Annotated in this window: 18 protein-coding genes and 1 pseudogene; 11 read left to right on the forward strand and 8 right to left on the reverse strand. The window is 71.3% G+C overall.

Annotated features, from left to right (window positions below; translation table 11 throughout):
* Nucleotides 1-36 precede the first annotated feature (36 nt).
* From ACXR2U_RS15850 to ACXR2U_RS15860, 3 genes are all read right to left on the reverse strand, one after another.
* Nucleotides 37-501, reverse strand: a complete 465-nt coding sequence (locus ACXR2U_RS15850) for a type IV pilin protein (protein WP_458826030.1) — start codon at nucleotides 499-501, stop codon at nucleotides 37-39.
* 360 nt (nucleotides 502-861) lie between these two features.
* A complete protein-coding gene (locus tag ACXR2U_RS15855; RefSeq protein ID WP_458826031.1) occupies nucleotides 862-2,094 on the reverse strand; it encodes a type II secretion system F family protein in 1,233 nt (410 codons plus the stop codon).
* Nucleotides 2,091-3,233, reverse strand: a complete 1,143-nt coding sequence (locus ACXR2U_RS15860) for a type IV pilus twitching motility protein PilT (protein WP_458826032.1) — start codon at nucleotides 3,231-3,233, stop codon at nucleotides 2,091-2,093. The genes ACXR2U_RS15855 and ACXR2U_RS15860 overlap by 4 nt, the downstream gene beginning before the upstream one ends.
* A gap of 380 nt (nucleotides 3,234-3,613) precedes the next feature.
* Between ACXR2U_RS15860 and ACXR2U_RS15865 the strand changes: the two genes are divergently transcribed.
* The 3 genes from ACXR2U_RS15865 to ACXR2U_RS15875 all read left to right on the forward strand — a co-directional run bounded on the left by ACXR2U_RS15865 (nucleotide 3,614) and on the right by ACXR2U_RS15875 (nucleotide 6,839).
* Nucleotides 3,614-5,221 (forward strand): acyl-CoA carboxylase subunit beta, encoded by a 1,608-nt coding sequence (locus tag ACXR2U_RS15865; RefSeq protein ID WP_458826033.1) that lies wholly within the window; start codon nucleotides 3,614-3,616, stop codon nucleotides 5,219-5,221.
* A complete protein-coding gene (locus ACXR2U_RS15870) occupies nucleotides 5,218-5,463 on the forward strand; it encodes an acyl-CoA carboxylase epsilon subunit (protein WP_458826034.1) in 246 nt (81 codons plus the stop codon). The genes ACXR2U_RS15865 and ACXR2U_RS15870 overlap by 4 nt, the downstream gene beginning before the upstream one ends.
* Nucleotides 5,464-5,585: 122 nt before the next feature.
* The gene (locus ACXR2U_RS15875) at nucleotides 5,586-6,839 is read left to right on the forward strand and encodes an ROK family transcriptional regulator (protein WP_458826035.1); all 1,254 of its coding nucleotides are present in this window, start codon (nucleotides 5,586-5,588) and stop codon (nucleotides 6,837-6,839) included.
* 1 nt (nucleotide 6,840) lies between these two features.
* On the opposite strand, the gene ACXR2U_RS15880 is transcribed toward ACXR2U_RS15875, so the two are convergent.
* Entirely contained in the window at nucleotides 6,841-9,612 is a 2,772-nt protein-coding gene (locus ACXR2U_RS15880; RefSeq protein ID WP_458826036.1) for a beta-glucosidase, read from the reverse strand.
* Nucleotides 9,613-9,912: 300 nt separating this feature from the next.
* Here ACXR2U_RS15880 and ACXR2U_RS15885 point away from each other — a divergent pair, with 300 nt between their 5' ends.
* Nucleotides 9,913-11,814: a bifunctional metallophosphatase/5'-nucleotidase gene (locus tag ACXR2U_RS15885; protein WP_458826037.1), complete on the forward strand. Its 1,902-nt coding sequence runs from the start codon at nucleotides 9,913-9,915 to the stop codon at nucleotides 11,812-11,814.
* A 19-nt stretch (nucleotides 11,815-11,833) separates the two neighbouring features.
* Here the strand turns inward: ACXR2U_RS15885 and ACXR2U_RS15890 are convergent, their stop codons facing one another.
* On the reverse strand, nucleotides 11,834-12,706 hold the full coding sequence (locus ACXR2U_RS15890; RefSeq protein WP_458826038.1) for an NAD-dependent epimerase/dehydratase family protein: 873 nt from the start codon (nucleotides 12,704-12,706) through the stop codon (nucleotides 11,834-11,836).
* A 5-nt stretch (nucleotides 12,707-12,711) separates the two neighbouring features.
* Complete coding sequence (locus ACXR2U_RS15895; RefSeq protein ID WP_458826039.1) at nucleotides 12,712-13,533, reverse strand: S-methyl-5'-thioadenosine phosphorylase; 822 nt, start codon at nucleotides 13,531-13,533, stop codon at nucleotides 12,712-12,714.
* A gap of 37 nt (nucleotides 13,534-13,570) precedes the next feature.
* Between ACXR2U_RS15895 and ACXR2U_RS15900 the strand changes: the two genes are divergently transcribed.
* Complete coding sequence (locus ACXR2U_RS15900; RefSeq protein ID WP_458826040.1) at nucleotides 13,571-14,188, forward strand: Maf family protein; 618 nt, start codon at nucleotides 13,571-13,573, stop codon at nucleotides 14,186-14,188.
* Here the strand turns inward: ACXR2U_RS15900 and ACXR2U_RS15905 are convergent.
* A complete protein-coding gene (locus tag ACXR2U_RS15905; RefSeq protein ID WP_458826041.1) occupies nucleotides 14,160-14,480 on the reverse strand; it encodes a Rieske (2Fe-2S) protein in 321 nt (106 codons plus the stop codon). The two genes, ACXR2U_RS15900 and ACXR2U_RS15905, sit on opposite strands and share 29 nt — an antisense overlap.
* A 105-nt stretch (nucleotides 14,481-14,585) precedes the next feature.
* On the opposite strand from ACXR2U_RS15905, the gene ACXR2U_RS15910 reads away from it, so the two are divergent.
* The 3 genes from ACXR2U_RS15910 (at nucleotide 14,586) to ACXR2U_RS15920 (ending at nucleotide 16,484) form a co-directional block, all read left to right on the forward strand.
* Entirely contained in the window at nucleotides 14,586-14,756 is a 171-nt protein-coding gene (locus ACXR2U_RS15910) for an antitoxin (RefSeq protein WP_458826042.1), read from the forward strand.
* Nucleotides 14,757-14,809: 53 nt separating this feature from the next.
* A complete protein-coding gene (locus ACXR2U_RS15915) occupies nucleotides 14,810-15,463 on the forward strand; it encodes an alpha/beta fold hydrolase (RefSeq protein ID WP_458826043.1) in 654 nt (217 codons plus the stop codon).
* 220 nt (nucleotides 15,464-15,683) lie between these two features.
* A complete protein-coding gene (locus ACXR2U_RS15920; RefSeq protein ID WP_458826044.1) occupies nucleotides 15,684-16,484 on the forward strand; it encodes a helix-turn-helix transcriptional regulator in 801 nt (266 codons plus the stop codon).
* Between the two features lie 24 nt (nucleotides 16,485-16,508).
* Here ACXR2U_RS15920 and ACXR2U_RS15925 read toward each other — a convergent pair whose 3' ends face one another.
* Entirely contained in the window at nucleotides 16,509-16,859 is a 351-nt protein-coding gene (locus ACXR2U_RS15925; protein ID WP_458826045.1) for a hypothetical protein, read from the reverse strand.
* A 321-nt stretch (nucleotides 16,860-17,180) separates the two neighbouring features.
* Here ACXR2U_RS15925 and ACXR2U_RS15930 point away from each other — a divergent pair, with 321 nt between their 5' ends.
* From ACXR2U_RS15930 to ACXR2U_RS15940, 3 genes and pseudogenes are all read left to right on the forward strand, one after another.
* Nucleotides 17,181-17,801: a CDP-alcohol phosphatidyltransferase family protein gene (locus ACXR2U_RS15930; protein WP_458826046.1), complete on the forward strand. Its 621-nt coding sequence runs from the start codon at nucleotides 17,181-17,183 to the stop codon at nucleotides 17,799-17,801.
* A complete protein-coding gene (locus ACXR2U_RS15935; RefSeq protein ID WP_458826047.1) occupies nucleotides 17,798-18,706 on the forward strand; it encodes a phosphatidate cytidylyltransferase in 909 nt (302 codons plus the stop codon). Before ACXR2U_RS15930 ends, ACXR2U_RS15935 begins: the two co-directional genes overlap by 4 nt.
* Nucleotides 18,703-18,987: pseudogene (locus tag ACXR2U_RS15940) on the forward strand (1-acyl-sn-glycerol-3-phosphate acyltransferase); the annotation flags it as partial. The gene ACXR2U_RS15935 and the pseudogene ACXR2U_RS15940, both read left to right, overlap by 4 nt.

The raw sequence follows: 18,987 nt of genomic DNA on the forward strand, positions 1-18,987 counted from the left end.
TCAGCGCCCCGCACCGGTCGGGTCAAACGGTGTGGATCAGCCCTCGTCGAGGGTGCCATCCGAGCTGGTGTACGTGTACGTCTTGCCGCCGCTGGAGGAGCCGACCAGGGTGTAGGACTGCTTGTCCGTCGCCAGGCTGTAGGTGAGGGTCTTGGTGTCCTTGCTCAGCGGGGCGGTCTGGGTGCTGTCGCCACAGTCGAGGCTGAGCGGCGTGTCCGAGTCAGTGCCACCCGTGACAGCAGCGGCCTCCGGGTACTTGTTGCCGTTGTCGGTGAAGCACTGCTCGAACGCCGAGACCGCGCCGCGGACGTCCGACTCGGTCGCCTTGTTCTGGGCGCCCTTGCGGTAGTTGAGGTACAGCGGGATCGCGATGGCGACGAGGATGCCGATGATCACGACGACCACGAGCAGCTCGATGAGGGTGAAGCCACCCTCACCGCGGGCGCGCTTGGCGTGGACCTCGTCGAGGCGGGTCTTGAGGGACTTGGGGGACACGGACATGCTGAGCCTCCTGGGACTCTGGGTGGGGGAGCTCCGGCGGGTGCCGGCCGGCCGCCGGGGGGCGACCGGTTCCGGGCCGGGAGGCCGGCCGCGGACGGTGTGGGGGGTTGTGGTGCAGCAACCCGACAGCTGCTTGCACCACAGACATACCCCGTGAGGTGCCGGTTAAACCTCAACTCCTCAACGAAACCAAGTCGTAACCTCAAACAGGCGCAGGATCGAGAAAGTCTCGTGCCGGTCGGGTGATTCCGCGTTGGAAACACAGTTGCACAGCGCAACAGAGGACGTCAGAGGGAGCGGAAACAGCCGGATTCTGTGTACTTCTGCGGCCTCTGGCCGCACGAAGACGCAGAATTCGCGTCAGTTCTGGATGTTCTGGTAGATCGTGAACATCGGCAGGTACAGGCAGACGACCATCGAGCCGACGACCGCGCCCATGACGACCACCATGACCGGCTCGAGCGAGGCCGTGAGGGCGTCGGCCGTGGCCTCGACCTCGGAGTCGTAGAAGTCCGCGACCTTCTCGAGCATCGCGCTGATCTGACCGGTCTCCTCGCCGACCTGCATCATCTGCACCAACATGGTCGGGAAGACCGGATGATCATGCAACGGTGCGCTGATGGTGCCACCGCTGCGGACCGAGTTCTGCACGTCCTTCATGGCCTCGGTGATGACGGCGTTGCCCGTGGTGTCGCCGACGATCTCCAGCGCCTGCATGATCGGGACGCCCGACGACAGCAGGGTCGAGAGGTTCCGCGAGAACCGGCTGATGGCGATCTTCGTGAACAGGTTCCCGAACACCGGGAGCTTCAGCTTGACGGTGTCGGCCTTGAGGCGGAACGCGTAGCTCGAGCGCATCTGGCGCTTGTAGAACGTCACCGACCCGATGCCGGCGCCGACCACACCGATGGCGATCCACACGATCTGGTGCGACGCCGTGACCAGGATCTGCGTCGGGAGCGGCAGTTTCCCACCGAGCGACTCGAACATGCCCTGGAAGATCGGCACGATGAACACCAGCACGGCGGTGATCATCAGACCGCTGAACGCCAGGACGATGCCGGGATAGGTCAACGCGGACTTGATCTTGGAGCGCAGGTTCGCGTCCTTCTCGAGGTTGACCGCGATGCGGTCGAGGGCCTCGTCCAGGAAACCGCCGGTCTCACCGGCTCGCACCAGCGAGATCATGATGCGCGGGAAGACCTTGTCGTGTTCGGCCATGGCGTCGGACAGCGACCGCCCCTGCTCGACCTCGACCCGGACGGCCTTGAGCGCCGCGACGATCTTCGGTGAGCTGGTCTGCTCCTCGAGCGTGGTGAGGGCCTTGATGAGCGGCAGACCCGAGGCCGTCATCGTCGCCCACTGCCGCACACACACCGCGAGGTCGGCGACCTTGAGCCGGCCACCGAGGCCCGGGATGGTGATGTCCTTCTGCAGCCCGGTGCCAGTCTCGGTCACCGTGAGCGGGGTCGCGCCCTGCGCGATGAGCGCGGCTGCGGCCGACCCGGTGTCGGTGGCCTCGACCTTGCCCTTGCTGCGCTTGCCGGTGAGGTCGACGGCCTCGTACTCGAACTGCCGCAGGACGGCCGTCACCGTGCGCCGCCGCGCAGCAGACGCTGCATCTCGTCCTTGGAGTGGGCGACCTCAAGCGCACGGGTCTCCGAGATCGCGCCCTCGCGCACGAGTTGCACCAGGTGCTGGTCGAAGGTCTGCATGCCGGTGTCACCGGAGCTCTGCATGAACGACGGGATCTGGTGGTTCTTGCCCTCGCGGATGAGGTTCCGGATCGCCGTCGTGGCCTTCATGATCTCCACGACCACCGCGCGGCCCTTGCCGTCCTTGCGCGGGACGAGCGCCTGGGTCACGACGCCCTGCAGCGCGGTCGAGAGCTGGGCCCGGACCTCCTGCTGCTGGTGGGGCGGGAAGATGTCGATGACGCGGTCGACGGTCTGCGCGGCGCTCTGCGTGTGCAGCGTCGCGAGCACGAGGTGGCCGGTCTCGGCCGCGGTCAACGCGGTCGACACCGTCTCCAGGTCGCGCAACTCGCCGACCAGGATGATGTCGGGGTCCTGGCGCAGCGCGTGCTTGAGCGCAACGGCGAAACCCGCGGTGTCCTCGCCGACCTCGCGCTGGTTGACCAGGCACCGGTTGTGTTCGTGGACGAACTCGATCGGGTCCTCGACCGTGACGATGTGCCCCTTCCGGGTGCGGTTCGCCAGGTCGAGGATGGCCGCGAGCGTGGTGGTCTTGCCGGAGCCGGTCGGGCCGGTGACCAGCACCAGCCCCCGTGGGAGGTGGGCGAAGTCCGCGACGGCGTCGGGCACGCCGAGTTCCTCGAGCGGCTTGATGCCGTGCGGGATCGCGCGCATGACCGCGCCGTACGCGCCGCGCTGCTGGAACAGGTTGACCCGGAAGCGGGAGACGCCGGTGAGTTCGTACGCCAGGTCGAGTTCGTGGTCGGCCTCGAAGGTCGCCCACTGCTCATCGGTGGTGAGCGGGCGCAGCAGCCGGACGAGGTCGTCCGCCGTGAGGGGCGGCAGGCCGGGGATCGGGGCGAGGTCGCCGTGCACGCGGATGCGCGGGGCCGATCCCTCGGAGAGGTGCAGGTCGGAACCGTGGTGGTCCACCAGGGTGGTGAGCAGGGCATCGACGCCCCGCTCACCACCCTGGTGGTGCACGGAGAGGAGATCGCCGGCCGCCGGGGGAACGGGGGCGAGCACCGCGTGCGTCACTGACTTCTCCGTAGGGGGGTTGGAGAGATCTCGTCCGACTCGCGCCGGACTTCACGTTGACTTGACGATGCGACGATAAGCACGCCTCAAGACCCCCGCAAACCGAGCTGACCTGTTCGGGACGGTTGTCCAGGAAGGGATCGTCGGCCTTTGTCCGGTTCTGCTGCGAATCCGGGCCCGGCCGAGAGGTAGATGTGACCGGTGCGTCCGTTTCGCACCCCTCGAAATCTTGAGGAAAGTCGTGGCGAGTCGATCTCTCCGACGGAAGAATCCCCGTGTCGGGGACCTCCTCGGCGATGATCACCCGGCGACTCCACCGACACCGGGGGTGTCACCGACTCCACACGTCGCGGCGGCCCGGCGCCACTAGGGTCCGACGGGTGAGCACCGCCGCCGCAGCCCCAGAGCTCCCCGAACCGGTCGACACCCACACCACCGCCGGACGCCTCGCCGATCTCGAGCACCGTCTGGAGGAGGCGGTGCACGCGGGCTCGGAACGCGCGCGGGAGCGGCAGCACGCGAAGGGCAAGAAGACGGCCCGCGAGCGCATCGAGGCCCTGCTCGACGACGGCTCGTTCATCGAACTCGACGAACTCGCCCGCCACCGCTCGACGGTGTTCGGCATGGCCGACAACCGGCCCTACGGCGACGGCGTGGTCACCGGCTACGGCACGGTCGACGGCCGACCGGTCTGCATCTTCAGCCAGGACGTCTCGGTGTTCGGCGGCAGTCTCGGCGAGGTGTACGGCGAGAAGATCGTCAAGGTCATCGACCTCGCCATCAAGACCGGCTGCCCCGTCGTCGGCATCAACGAGGGCGGCGGCGCCCGCATCCAGGAGGGCGTGGTCTCGCTCGGCCTCTACGGCGACATCTTCCACCGCAACGTCAAGGCGTCCGGAGTCATCCCGCAGATCTCGCTGATCATGGGCGCGGCCGCCGGCGGCCACGTCTACTCCCCCGCCCTCACCGACTTCGTGGTCATGGTCGACCAGACCTCGCAGATGTTCATCACCGGGCCCGACGTCATCAAGACCGTCACCGGCGAGGACGTCTCGATGGAGGACCTCGGCGGCGCCCGCACCCACAACACCACCAGCGGCAACGCGCACTACCTCGCCAGCGACGAGGACGACGCGCTGGAGTACGTCCGCACGCTGCTCTCGTTCCTGCCGAGCAACAACCTCGACGACGGCCCGGTGTTCGAGACCGACGTGGTCGACACCCCGACCGAGGACGACGCCTTCCTCGACACCGTCATCCCGGACTCGCCGAACCAGCCCTACGACATGGTGTCGATCATCGAACACCTCGTCGACGACGCCGACTTCGTGCAGGTCCACGAACTGTTCGCCCCCAACATCGTGGTCGGCTTCGGCCGGATCGAGGGCCGCTCGGTCGGTGTGGTGGGCAACCAGCCGTCGCACTTCGCGGGCACCCTCGACATCGACGCCTCGGAGAAGGCCGCGCGGTTCGTCCGCACCTGCGACGCCTTCAACATCCCGGTGCTGACCCTCGTCGACGTCCCGGGCTTCCTGCCCGGCACCGACCAGGAGTGGCAGGGCATCATCCGCCGCGGCGCCAAGCTCATCTACGCCTACGCCGAGGCGACCGTCCCGCTCATCACCGTCATCACCCGCAAGGCGTACGGCGGAGCGTACGACGTCATGGGCTCCAAGCACCTCGGCGCCGACGTCAACGTGGCGTGGCCGACCGGACAGATCGCCGTGATGGGCGCACAGGGCGCGGTCAACATCCTCTACCGCCGCGAGCTTACCGGCGACGGCGAGCAGGTCGACGCCCGCCGCGCGGAACTGGTCGAGGACTACGAGCAGACGCTGGTGAACCCGTACGTCGCCGCCGAACGCGGTTACGTCGACGCCGTCATCGCACCGTCGCAGACCCGCGCCTACGTGATCCGCGCGCTGCGGATGCTGCGGAACAAGCGCGAGACCCCGCTGCCGAAGAAGCACGGGAACATCCCGCTGTGAGCGACGAGGCCGGAGTCGACGGGACTGCGAACGAGGAGACGACGCGTCCGGCGCTGCGGGTCGTGCGCGGCGAACCCGACGCCGAACAACTGGCCGCGTTGCTCGCGGTCGTGGCGGCGTCCGGCGGCGGGGACGACGCCCCCGCCCCCGCGCCGAAGCGCGGCCGGTGGGCCGACCCGGCGGCGTTCACCCGGTCGTCCTGGCGGCCCGGCCCCGGCGGGTGGCGCGCCGCCGGTCGCTAGGAACGACCGGATCCTGTGTACTCCTGCGGCCCCAGGCGGCAGGAGTACACAGAATCCGCTGACCTCCGCCGGACGCCGGTCGCATCCGACCTGGACGCCCCGTCCGTGGCACGATTCCGGGCGTGTCGACCACCCGGCTCCCACGCTCGGCCGCCCGCGTCGTCGACGACGCCGTGCGCCGCGCCTTCAGCGACGGCGCCGCGCTGAGCCGTTCGGACCTCGTCGACCGCACCGGTCTGTCGCGCGCGGCCCTGCAGAACGCCGTGGCCCGGATGCTCGACGGCGGCGAGCTCGTGATCACGCGCGGGGTGGAACCGCAGGGTTCCGGCCGCCCCGCGCAGCGTTTCCGCCTGGCGACCGGGACCCGCCGGTCGGTGCTGGTCGACCTGCTGCCCGACGGCTCGACCCTGGTGGTGCCGACCGATCTGGCCGACGATGCCACGGCGGTGAGCGTCGCCTCGTGGCGCAGCGAGTTCGACACGTGGGTGGACTCGGTGGCGGCGGCCGTGGGCGACCTCGGTGCCGGGTCCGACGGCGGCGACGCGGTGGTCGTCGCGGTGCCGTACCCGTTCGTGCCCGGCCGGGGCGTCTCCCTGCACCCGACGGTCGCCCCGATCCGACCCAAGGGGTCCCGCGCCGCTGTGCCCGACTGGCTGCGGTCCGACCCCACCGACGCCCTGGCGGGCGTCCTCGGCCGTCCCGTGCGCGTGGTCAACGACGCCGACCTCGCCGGGCTCGCCGAGGTGCACCGCGGCGCCGCCCGCGAGGGGCGGACCGCGATCGTGCTCGCGGTCCGCGACGGGTTCGGGGCGTCGGTGGTCGTCGACGGCCGGGCGAGCGTCGGCGCGCACGGCATGAGCGGCGAGCTCGCGCACGTCACCGCGGTGCCGGACGGCCCGCTGTGCTGGTGCGGCAACCGCGGGTGCATCGCGACGCAGACCGTCTCCCCCAGCCTGGTCGAGGCGCTGACGGTCCGCTACGGCCACGACGTGAGCTTCGACGACATGGAAGACCTCGTGACGCACGGCGACCCGGTGGCGACCCGGTTCCTCACCGACCTCGGCCGGCTCGTGGGTGGTCCGCTCGCGACGATCGTGAGCTTCCTGGACCCCGACGTCGTCGTGGTGGACGGCCGCCTCGGCGGCGCGGGCGTGCCGGTGGCGGCGGGCATCACCGAGATGCTCGGTCAGCGCTGCTCGCCGATCGTCGCCGCCGGGGTGCGCATCGTGCCGGGTCGGTTCGACCGGCCCCGTCTGGTCGGGGCCGCCGTCGTGGGCGAGGCGCTCGCGGCCGACCGCATCGCCGACGTCCTGCGTGAACCGACGACGCCTCCCCCGCCCGAGCGGGCGGAGGAGGCGTCGGTGGTGGTGGGCTGACTCAGCGGGCCGGCGCGGGCGCCTTGACCTGCACCCGCGCGGTGAGACCGCCCGGCGTCGACGAACTCTGCACGTGGAACACCCGGCTGCCCGTGCCGAGCACCCAGGCCTGCTGACTGGTCGACCAGGACGACAGCTGGCGCGGCGCGACGTGCATCGTCACCGTCGTGCTCGTCTTCGCCGCGAGCGTGACGCGCTGGAACTGCACCAGCTTGGTGGCGGTCTGCGTGACGTCGGACGGCATCCCCGCCGCCTTGCCCACGTAGACCTGCGGGACGTCCGAGCCCGCCCGCTTGCCGGTGTTGGTCACCTTGACCTTGACGTCCACCCCGCCGTCGGCCGCGGGCTTCGCCGTCATCCCCGAGTAGCTGAACGAGGAGTACGACAGCCCGAAACCGAACGGGAACTGCGGGGCGACACCGTTGTCGACGTTCCAGCGGTAGCCGATGTCGAGGTTCTCGCTCCACACGATCTGGCTGCCGGTCCCGACCGAACGCTCCGGGTGACCGCCGAACGGCGTGGCGTTGATCGTCCCCGGGAAGGTGATCGGCAGCTTGCCCGACGGATTCGCCCGGCCGAACAACAGGTTCGCCGTCGCCGTGCCACCTTCCTGGCCGGGGTACCACATCTCGAGGACCGACCGCACCGAGTTCAGCCACGGCATCTTGACCGCACCGTTGCTGTTGAGCACCACCACGGTGTTGGGGTTGGCCGCCGAGACCGCCTGGATCAGCGCGTCCTCGTTGGGGCCGAGCGTGCCGACGTCACCGGCCGTGGTCGTGGTGTTGGCGTCGTCGACGAACACCACCGCGACGTTCGAGCCCTGCGCCGCCGCCACCGCGTTCGCGACGTTCTGGTTCTGCGGCGCCCACCCGAAGCGGAACACCGGGGTCGGCGCGGTGTTGACCGCCGGCCGGTAGGTGAGGGTGATCGGGTGCAGGCCCGCGGTGAGCGGCACGTCGGCCCCGGAGTTGTCCAGGCCGAGGTACTGACCGTTGACCGTCTGCCCACCCGGGTAGGTGTTGGGCAGGATCGTCGACGGCGCGGTGAGGGTCTGGGCGACACCGTCGATGCTCAGCGCGGCCGTCGGGGCGGCCCCGGTGCGTCCGCCCTGCTGGAGCCCCGGGTTGACGCCGTGGTTGTACTGCGACGCGTCCCCGCTGAACGTGCCCACCGAGCGCTGCAGCCACAGGCTGTAGGTGTCGGTGGTCGGGACGTTGACGTAGCCGGTCCAGGTGTAGACGTGGCCGCGGACCAGACCGGTCTGGCGGCCGTCGAACGTGGTGTCCACCCCGGTGCTGACGACGTTGCCGTCCGCGTCGGTCTCGGTCCGGGTCAGCCCGGTCGTCGCACCCGCCGCGTTGCTCGTGAGCAGCGCGGTCGACGGCACCTGCGTGCCGATGCGGTCGATGCCCGGCGCGTAGTTGACCACGGCGCCGCCCGACTGCTGCTGCATGGCCTTCAGCGGGCTGATGATGTTGCGGTCACCGAAGCCGCGGGAGCGCTCGCCACCGGGCGCCGCGGGCATGAGGTCCGCCGTCGGTCCGACCACGGCGATCTTCTGCGTCTCGGCCGTGGTGAGCGGGAGGGTGCCCCGGTCGTTCTTCAGCAACACGCCCGTCTGCTCGGCGAGGGTCCGCGCGAGGTTGATGCCGCTCTGCTTGTCGACCGCGGCCGGAGCGGGCTTGATCGGCTTGACACCGGTCTTCGCCGCCGTCGGGTACGAGCTGTCGTCGAGCAGACCGAAACGCTGGTACTGGTACAGGATGCGGCCGACGGCGAGGTCGAGAGCCGCCGCGTAGGTCGCGGAGTACGACGCCGACGTCGGGTCCACCAGCGGCTTGAGGTTCGCCGGCAGCAGGTTGCCGGTCGCGAACTCCTGGTCCATGCCCGCGAGCAGGTCGGACACGTTCTTGGAGCCGCCGTAGTCCGAGGTCACCCAGCCGGTGAAACCCCACTGCCCCTTGAGGATCCCGTTCAGCGCGCCGGCGTTGGAGCAGGCGTAGTCGGGCTGGTTCTCGACCGGCGTGATCTGGAACGTGGCGTACGAGCACATGACGGAGCTGACGCCCGCGTCCTTGACCGCGGCCTCGGGCGCGGCGAGGTAGAGCTCGTGGGCCGACTCGTCGGTGACGATGGAGGGCAGGTTCTGGTTCTGGCCGTCGTAGAACGAGAAGTGCTTCACCTGCGAGAGCAGACCGGTGCTCTGGATCGCGTTGATCTCGGAGCCGGTGAGCTGCCCGGCGAGGTAGGGGTCCTCGCCGTAGGTCGTCATGTTCCGGCCCCACGTGGGGAACCGGGCGAGGTCGACCTGGGGGCCGTAGACGAGGTCGACGTCGAGCGCGCGGCCCTCGGTGCCGACGGCCTGACCGAACTCGCCGAGGCCCGTCCGGTCGAAGCTCGCGGCGAGGCCGATGCGGCCGGGGTACGCCGTGGCGTCGGCGTAGACGTTGATGCCCTGGGCGTCCGCCTCGCGGAAGTCGGGGATCCCCAGACGCGGGACGCCGAGGATGATCCCGGCCTCGCCGTGCGGGTTGGGGTCGGTGCCGCCGTGCACGAGTTGGAGCTTCTCGTCGACGGTCAGGTGTTTGAGCAGGTACTTCACCGTGCGGGTGAGCGGTGCGCCGGCCAGCTGGCCGGGCGACGTCGCGGCGACGGCGGTGGTGGGCGCGGCGATGACCGCGCACGCGAGTGCTGCGGTGGCCGCGCCGAGGACGCGGGTCCGGCGGCGCCGGCCCCCGCTCCGCGGCGCTGACTTCCCTGTCAGCTGCATGGGTGCCTCTTCCCGTCCGGCCGACGCCGGACAGCGTTGGGGTGCCGCTCGGGGCGACACGGGAACCCGGCGCGGAGGACGGCCGGTGAGAGCAACGTAAGAGGTTGAGTTGAACTGGTCAAGGATCAATATCGGCGGTCGAGACCCGCGCTTTATGCCGACGAACGGTCGTAATGGGCGGTCTCGTGGCTCCGGATGCGCCTCGGGCTGCTCCTGCCGCCCGGCGACCGGACACGGTAAGTTCCCGAACCGGTGCAAAACCCCCGCATCTCCCGCGAACCCTCTCCGAACGGATACCCCGTGCGCGCAGCCGACGTCCCCGCCCTCATCCGCCAGCCCCTCAGTCGCCGCCGCTTGCTCGCGAGCGCCGTCGTCGGCGCCGCGGGCTCGACCTTCCTGGGCGCCGTCGCCGGCAGCCGCGCGGACGCCACTCCCCCGGCGTCGCCGACCCGGCGGATCACCGTGCTCGGCAGCAGCGACCTGCACGGGCACATCGAGAACTGGGACTACTACAACGACCGCGAGTACGACGACTCCGCGCACAACGACGTCGGCGTCGCGAAGATCGCCACGCTGGTCAAGGCGATGCGAGCCGAGCGCGGCGCCGGCACGACCATCACCCTCGACGCCGGCGACACCATCCAGGGCACACCGCTGACCTACTACTACGCCGCGATCGACCCGATCACCGCCTCACGCGGCCCGGTGCACCCGATGGCCGCGGCCATGAACGCCGTGGGCTACGACGCCGCCTGCCTCGGCAACCACGAGTTCAACTACGGCGTGCCGCTGCTGCGGAAGTTCGCGTCCCAACTGCGTCACCCGCTGCTCGGGGCGAACGCTCTCGACTGGAACACGGGGCAGCCGGCGTTCCCGTCGTTCGTCGTCAAGACCATCCGCTTCCACGGCCGCGAGGGCGACACCGGGCACGGGAACGCGCGCGGCAACTCCGTGAAGGTCGGCATCGTCGGGTTCGTGACGCCCGGCTGCCAGATCTGGGACAAGGCCAACCTCGAGGGCCGCATCCGCATGACCGGCATCGTCGAGCAGGCGAAAGAGGTCATCCCGCAGGTGAAGGCCGCCGGGGCCGACGTCGTGATCGTGTCGTGCCACTCGGGCATGGACACGTCCTCCTCGTACGGCGACGCCCTGCCCTGGCCGGAGAACGCGTCGACCTTGTTGGCGCAGGAGGTGCCCGGAATCGACGCGATCCTGGTCGGTCACGCGCACAGCGAGATCCCGCAGCGGTTCGTGACGAACACCGCGACCGGCAGGCAGGTCCTACTGTCCGAGCCGTACTACTGGGGCATGCGGTTGACGGTCATGGACCTCGACCTGCGCTTCCGCGCGAACCGGTGGGAGGTCGTCGACTCCGCGGCGACGCTGCTCAACGCCAACACCGTCGCGGGCGACCCGACGGTGCTGCGCGTGACCGCCGACGCCCACCAGCGGGTCCGTCGGTACGTCAACAGCGTCATCGGCACGGCGACGCAGGCGATGAGCGCCGCGACCGCGCGCTACGAGGACACCCCGGCCATCGACTTCATCAACCACGTGCAGGCCGACGCGGTGGAGAAAGGCCTGCAGGCCACGGGTTCGCCGGCGGCGGACCTGCCGGTGCTGTCGATCGCCGCGCCGTTCAACAAGCTGGCCGCGATCCCGCAGGGCCAGATCACGGTGAAGGACGTCGCCGGGCTCTACATCTACGACAACACGTTGCTGGCGATCCAGTTCACCGGCGCGCAGGTGAAGGACTACCTCGAGTTCTCGGCGCGGTACTTCCAGCAGGTCACCGGCACCGGACCGTTCACCTCGGCCCAGGTGTGCAACGCGGTCACGCCCACCGCGCCGAACGGAACCCCCGATTACAACTACGACATCATGGGTGGCCTCGACGCCCCGCTCACGTACGACATCGACATCAGCCAGCCGGTCGGCTCACGCATCCTCGACCTGCGCTACGACGGCACGCCGGTCGATCCTGCCGCCCAGTTCGTCGTCGCGATCAACAACTACCGCCAGTCCGGCGGCGGGGGCTTCCCCGGTGTGACCACCGCGCCCGTCGTCATCAACCAGCAGCAGCCCATCACGCAACTGCTGATCCAGTGGGTGACCGACCAGGGCACGGTCGACCCGACCACGTTCGCCAGCGACGACTGGCAGTTGGTCTCGGGCGGTCAGCCGATCACGGTCACGCCCTGAGGTTCGGGGTTCCTGCGGGTCAGCCCCGCCAGCCGGCGGCGATCTCGGCGAGAGCGGTGTCGAGGTCGACCGTCGGACTCCAGCCCCACGACCGGGCCCGGTCACCGAGCAGTCGGCCGGTCCAGACCGGGCGGTCCTCCCAGACCGGCTCGATGCCCACCGTGCGGGTGGCCACCTCGAGGTACTCGCGCACCGTTCCCGTGCCGCTGACGGCGTTCACCGCGGTGCACCCGCCGACCTCGGGATCGCCGTCGCCGACAGCCAGGTCGGCGAGCAGCCAGGCGAGGTCGTCGACGTGCACCCACGGGAAGCTCTGATCGGGTGCGGCGCGGCGCTCGGCGGGATCGTCGAGCAACTCCCGCAGGCGCAGGGTGTTCCACACCGAGGTGGCGCCCGGGCCGAGGATCGCCGGTGGCCGCACCAGCACCCGGGTGAGGCCGTCGACCGCCGCGATCGCCGCGTCGGTGTCGCGCTTGGTGACGGCGTAGTCGTTCGCGTCGTCAGCCACCAGAGCCGAGGACTCGTCGACGTCACCGACACCGGGCGAGCGGTCGTACACCGCGGCCGTCGAGACGTGCACGAGCCGCGCGACGCCGGCTCGCGCGGCCTCACGGGCCACCGTCGCGTTGCCCTCGACCCCGATGCGTTCCTGGGTCGACCGGTCGGTGCCCATCGGGTGGACGGTCGTGACCACGGCGTCCGCGCCGTCGAGCACGCGTGCGGTGAACGCGGCGTCGGTGAACTCGCCGACGACCTCGCGGACGCCCTCGGGCGCCGTACCGGAGCGGCGCACCACACCGACCACCGTTGCACCCTGCAACGACACGGCGCGGGCGACCGCGTGGCCGACCAGGCCGTTGGCGCCGATGACGACGACGAGCGGGGACGCCACGGGGACTACGGCAGGTCGAACGGCGGCGGAGCGGCGTCGTAGACGGTGGCGGCCTCGGAACCACTGACGTCGTCGGGCAGTTCCCGGATCGTGGCCTCGAGCAGGTCCCGCAGCTTGGGGAGGTTCGCCGCGAACTGCTCCAGCACCTCGTGGTGCGTGACACCCTCACCGGCGCCGACACCGGCGTCGTGGTCGGTGACCAGGGCGAGCGCGGTGAACGGCAGCGCGAGTTCGCGCGCGAGGACGGCCTCGGGCATGCCGGTCATGCCGACGATCGTGTAGCCGGCGCGCTGGTAGTCCAGCGACTCCGCCCGCGAGGAGAAGCGCGGGCCGTTGATGACGACGAGCGTGCCGCCGTCGACGATCTCGATGCCGGCGCGCTCCGCACCGCGCTTGGCGGCCGCGCGGCCGGCGGCGTCGTAGGGGTCGGCGAACGGCGCGTGGGCGACACCCTTGTCGTCGGGGACGTAGGTCCACGGACGACCCCAGGTGCGGTCGACGATCTGGTCGGGGACCACGAGGCTGCCGGGGCCGTACTCGGCCTTGAGCGAGCCGACGGCCGAGCCGGTGACGACCTGCTTGACGCCGGCCTTCTTCAGGGCCCAGAGGTTCGCCCGGTACGGCACGTTGTGCGGGGGGAAACGGTGGTCGGTGCCGTGGCGCGGGAGGAAGGCGACCCGCTTGCCGCCGAGCTCACCGATCGTCAGATCGCCGCTGGGCGGGCCGTACGGGGTGTCGATCGACACCGTCTCGGCGTCGTCGAGCAGCGAGTAGAAACCGGAACCGCCGATCACGCCGACATCGGCGAGCGGGTGCTGTGAGGTCACGGAGCGTCACCCTACCGAGGGCCGGGACAATCGCCGGGTGCGACTCGTCCTGGCCTCCTCCTCCCCCGCCCGCCGCGCGACCCTCGCCGCGGCCGGCCTGCCGTTCGACGTCGTGGTCAGCGGTGTCGACGAGGACGCCGTCGGAGCCGCGGCCGGCCCACCGTCGGTGGCTGAGCTCACCCACGTCCTCGCCGCTGCGAAAGCGGCCGACGTCGCGAGCCGGACGACGGGCGACGCCGTGGTCCTCGGGTGCGACTCCCTGCTCGAGCTCGACGGCGCCCCGCTGGGCAAGCCGGGCTCCGATGCGGCCGTCACCGCCCGGTGGTCCGAGCTCGCCGGGCGGACGGCCGTGCTGCACACCGGTCACTGCGTGCTCGTGCTCGCCGGCGACGCCGTGGTGCGGACGGCCGAGCGGGTGGCGTCGACGTCGGTGACGTTCAGGCGTCCGACGCCGGACGAGGTGGCGGCCTACGTCGCGACCGGTGAACCCCAGCAGGTGGCGGGCGGTTTCACGATCGACGGCCTGGGCGGCTGGTTCGTGGACCGGATCGAGGGCGACCACCACGCCGTGGTCGGGCTGTCGTTGCCGGTGTTCCGCGACCTGCTGCACGAGGTCGGGGTGGGCCTCATCGAGCTGGGTTGGCCGGCTTCCTGACCCGGAGCCGGAGGCGCCGACCCAGCGCGAGGACCAGCTCGCTGTAGCCGGGCGTCGGGCCGTGGTAGCCCAGGAAACCCCGTGGGCCCGCGGTCATCTCGCCGCTGCGCACGTCGTACCGGCTGCCGTGCCACGGGCACACGAGGCAGCCGTCGGCGTCGACCTCGCCGCGGCTGAGGTCGGCGAATTGGTGACGACACCGGCGCGACACCGCGAACGGCGCGCCCTTCGACGTTCCGACCGCCCACTGCCCCTCGCGGCGGACCGCGTCGTCTGCTCGCCCGGCGTCCATGTCGCAACCCTGCCCAGCGCGAGACCGGACGAACCGGACATCGGTGGGTAGGCCTTCCCGCGGGGCCGCCGATCCACGGCCGTCCCACGACGAGGGGAACAGACCATGCCGGGACTGGACGACATCAAGAACGCCGCCGAGCAGCACGACGATCAGATCGACAAGGGTCTGGACAAGGCGGGCGACGCGGCGAAGGACAAGGTGGGCGGCCACGACGACCAGATCGACAAGGCCGTCGACAAGGGACAGGCCGCAACCGGCGGCGACGACAACTGACGTACCCCACCCGGTCGCTGTCGGCCGGGACGTCCGGTGGGGCGCCGACGGTCGTGTTCGTGCCCGGCCTCGGCGCCCCCCGGTACCTGCTGCCGTGGGCGCGGGTCACCGCGAGCTGGACAGCAGCCCACGTTCTCGATCTGCCGGGATGGCGCTGGGGCCGCGCCCGCTCCTCGTCGCCGACCCTCGACGGTGTCGCCGACGCCACCGTGCGCTGGGTGGAGACCCACACGTCACGGCCCGTGGTGCTGGTCGGTCACTCCACCGGCGCGCAAGCCGCGCTCCGCGCGGCTTCCCGAGCACCTGACCTGTTCGTCGGCGTGGTGCTGGCCGGCCCGACCTTCGACCCGGGTGTCCGCAGCCTCCGGGCGGTCGCCGCGGCGGCGGCGCGCACGGTGCCACGCGAACGACCCGGCGAACTCCCCGGTGTCCTCCCGTCGTACCTGCACAGCGGGGGCCGGCCACTGGTGCGGTTCCTCCGCGACGCGCTCGCCGACCGACCGGAGGAGCTGGTCGGTGAGGTGCGGCCACCACTGGTCTTCCTCACCGGTGAACACGACGGCTTCGCGCCGCCGCGGTGGGCCGCCCACCTCGCGTACCGCGCCGGGGCGCCGCACGTCGTCCTGCCTGGCGCCCACAACTGCCACTACCCGCACCCGAGAGCGGCGGATGCCGTCCTGGCGGCCATGACCGCCCGGTGGACGTAGGTCCCCGGTCTAAACTCGAAGCGCATTCGGCTGAGCGAGCACAACCGCTGCACACCGCACCGGTTGTCAGCGCGCCCGGGCGTCCGACACACCACCCTCGGTCGACCACAGCCATGTGAATGGCGGCGGACCTACGTTCGGCTCCGATGAAGGCCAGTGACAAAAACGAACGGGCCAGTGACAATCAGGTTGTCAGCGCATCCTCTCGAAGGGGCCGTTCATGATCCACGGCCACCCCTCTGCATCCCCTGCGGGCGGGTCCCAACGGTTGGCGTGGGAGCTCTACGGCGCACGAGGCCCGGAGGAACTGCTGGTCAGGACGGCCATCGTGCTCGGGCAACTGCTTCCCTCGGATCAGGTGAGCTGGAACGCGGTCGACGTCGGCACCCACACGGCGGCGGCCTACGCGCCGAGCGGGACCCCGGACTTCGGAGACCACACCGTGAGGGCGCTCGCCGCCGTCGCCGCTGACCACCCGATGGTGCGCAGCTACCTCGATGCGCCCCCTTCGGAGCGAGCCGAACCGCGTCGTCTCAGCGACGTCACGACCCGTCGGCAACTGCGGGGCACTCGTGCCTACGCAGAGCTGCTGCACCCGTCCGGCGCCGAGCACCAGCTGACGATCCTCACCGCGCGGGCCGCGACGCAGAGTGGCCGGTGCTGGACGTTCAACCGACGCACGAGCGACTACCGAGACGAGGAACGCGATCTGGCGCAGGCGTTGCAGCCGTTGCTCGCCGCGGTGGAGATCGCCTGCGACGCACTCACAGCCGCCCCCATCGAGGACTCGTGGTCGACCGAAGGCCGGGTGAGCCTCACGCGGCGCGAACAGGAGGTCCTGGGATGCGTGGCGCGCGGACTCACCGCCTCGGCGGTCGCGCGGGTCCTCGGGATCTCGGAGCGCACGGTCCGCAAGCACCTCGAGCATTGCTACGCCAAGCTCGACTGCCACGACCGGCTCGTCGCGGTCGACCGCGCCCGCCGCTGGGGCTTGTTGGGCGTGGACCTGCACGGCACCTGAGTACAAGCGGTCCGATGAGAGGCGTCAGCCGTGAGGATGGCAGATGATCTCGTCGTCGCTGCCGTAGCAACAACCCGAGACGCCGCCGTCGTTCCGGATCGCTTCCGGCAACTCCTCCCGCTCCTTCCAACCCGCCGAGGTCCAGAAGCGGGACGTCCAGGTCACCCGCACGTTGCGCGCCGGCGCAATCCCCTGCTCCGGTCCGAGACCGAGCCGGGCGAGGAAGCCGTGCGGGTCGGCGTGAAGCGCGGCGGCATCCTTCGCGTCCACGTCGAAGTGGTAGAGCGGCGGGTCCTGCTCGAGTCCCGGCACGCCGGGTCCAGCCAGCTGCTTCAGGTTGGAGCGCGACCGCAGCTCCGCGTCGTTGTCGTTCATCGTCGATCAGCTCCCTGGGTGGACACGTCCTGTGTCGTCGAGCATCTCGGCGACCGGGGCGAGTCCGCCATACGCAGTTCCGCGTAGTCCCAGCCCGTCAGCACTCTCCTCGGCGCCGCAGCCGAGGATGTCTCGGCACCGTTGCACTCACCACCAGGCTTGCGACGAGTCCGCCTGCACCAAGCCGGAGGAGGACGTCGTGCGCGCGCCGGGGTTCCACCGGGTCGCGTCACAGTCCGGTCACGCCGAGTACGACTACTCAGCGGTACCCGGGGCGACGGGCTCAGGTGGGGGCGACGCCCGCCCGCGAGGTTGGGATGCATGGCCACCACGGACCTCCCGACCGCCCGCCCGGACCGCCGCGTCCCGCTCGGGCTCTACCGCCTCAAGCCCTGGTACGCCCGTCGGTTGGCCGGCGTGCTGGGCCGACTCGACCGGCACCACGTCCACCCCGACGCCGTGAGCGCCGCCGGCGTCGCGTTCGCGGTCGGCGGCGGAGTCGCCCTCGCGCTGCTGCCCACCGGACCGCTCACCGCCCTGCTGGTGCTGGTCGCCGCCGCCCTGCGCCTCGCGGCCGCGAACCTCGACGGTTCGCTCGCCCGGCGGCGGGCACCGCGTCCGATCGGGTGGCTGGTCAACGAAGCCGGGGACCGCCTCGCCGACCTGGCGCTGCTGGTGGGTCTCGCCGTCCACGTCGGTGGCCCGCTCGGCGCGGCACTACTGGTCACCTCGTGCGCGCCGTCGTTCGTCGCGATCTGCGCCGCGGCCGCCGGCGGACGCCGCCACAACGGCGGGCCGATCGGCAAGACCGAGCGCGCGGCCCTGTGCTTCGTGGCCGCGCTGACCGGGTGGTTCGCGCCCCTCGCGGTCGTCATCGCCGCCGGCAGCGTGGTGACGGCCGGCCTCCGGACCCGCGCCGCCGCCGTGGAGCTGGCCCGATGATCCTCGACCCCTTCCACGTCAAGATCGTTGCCCTGTGCTTCGTTGCACTGTGCATCGGTGGTGTGGTCGTCGCCGTCACCCACAAGCGGGAGTTCCAGCAGCGCTTGCTGGTGTGGCTGATCGCCGCGCCCGTGGTTCTCACCGCCGCGGTCGTGCCGTTCGGGTTCGCCGGGCTGGCCGTCGGCATCGGTGTCATCGCCGGGATCGAGTTGGGCCGGCTGACCGGGCAGCGCTCGCGGGTCGCGGTCGTCGCCGCGGCCGTGCTGCCGGTGCTCGGTGCGGTGGCCGGCCGCGTCGCCGTGCCGGACGCCCTGCTGGTCCCCGCCCTCTGGGCCGCCGCCCTGGTCGTGGCCCTCCCCGCCGCGGTCTGGCTCCTGCCGGCCGTGCGAGCGGGCCGCACCGGCACCGCCGTGGTGGTCGCGCTCGGGCTGGTCGGCCTACCGCTCGTCGTGCTCGCGACCGCCGACCCGCACTGGGTCCTCGCCGCGGTGGTCGCCGTGTCCCTCGGCGACGTCGCCGGGTTCGCCGGTGGCCACGCCGCGGGGCGGCTGCGCGGGCGCTCCGATCCCGCATCCCGCCTGCTCACCCGTCCCCTGTCCCGGTGGTCGCCCACCAAGACGGTCGCCGGCGCGCTCGCGTCACTGCTGGTCGGCGCCGCGGTGCTCGCCGGTCTCGGACTGTGGTGGCTCGCACCGGTCGTGCCCGCGTGGGGCGTGATCGGCGACCTGCGCGAGTCCCAGGTCAAGCGGATCGCCGGTGTCAAGGACGCCGGCCGCTGGCTGCCGGGCTTCGGCGGCCTGCTCGACCGCGTCGACTCGACCCTCGGCGCGATGGTCGCGCTCGTCGTCGTGCACGCCGTCGCCGTCGCCGTTCCTGTCGTCTCCGTCGGAGGTTTCCCGTCATGACCGCCCTGCTCGCACCGGCCCGGATCACCCGGCCGTCCACCGCCGGTGCCGTCGTCCGGCACCTGGGCTGGCGCTCCGTCCTGCACCTCACCGGCGGGTTCGCCGCGAGCGGTGCGCTGCCGCACGGCGGCTGCGTCGTGGTCGCGAACCACAGCTCGCACGCCGACACCCCGGCGGTGCTCGCCGCCATCGACCCGGCCCGCACGCCTGTGGTCGCCGCGGCGGCCGACCACTGGTTCCGCAGCCCCGGCCGCTCCGCCGTGTGCCGCACGGCCGCGGCC

It is taken from the genome of Jatrophihabitans sp. YIM 134969 (assembly GCF_054456675.1).

Bases quoted from the DNA above. Each gene is read 5' to 3' on its own strand.
- ACXR2U_RS15930 (WP_458826046.1), top strand. From the start codon at position 17,181: ATGGCCACCACGGACCTCCCGACCGCCCGCCCGGACCGCCGCGTCCCG.
- ACXR2U_RS15850 (WP_458826030.1), bottom strand. From the start codon at position 501: ATGTCCGTGTCCCCCAAGTCCCTCAAGACCCGCCTCGACGAGGTCCAC.
- ACXR2U_RS15935 (WP_458826047.1), top strand. From the start codon at position 17,798: ATGATCCTCGACCCCTTCCACGTCAAGATCGTTGCCCTGTGCTTCGTT.
- ACXR2U_RS15925 (WP_458826045.1), bottom strand. From the start codon at position 16,859: ATGAACGACAACGACGCGGAGCTGCGGTCGCGCTCCAACCTGAAGCAG.
- ACXR2U_RS15910 (WP_458826042.1), top strand. From the start codon at position 14,586: ATGCCGGGACTGGACGACATCAAGAACGCCGCCGAGCAGCACGACGAT.
- ACXR2U_RS15905 (WP_458826041.1), bottom strand. From the start codon at position 14,480: ATGGACGCCGGGCGAGCAGACGACGCGGTCCGCCGCGAGGGGCAGTGG.
- ACXR2U_RS15880 (WP_458826036.1), bottom strand. From the start codon at position 9,612: ATGCAGCTGACAGGGAAGTCAGCGCCGCGGAGCGGGGGCCGGCGCCGC.
- ACXR2U_RS15920 (WP_458826044.1), top strand. From the start codon at position 15,684: ATGATCCACGGCCACCCCTCTGCATCCCCTGCGGGCGGGTCCCAACGG.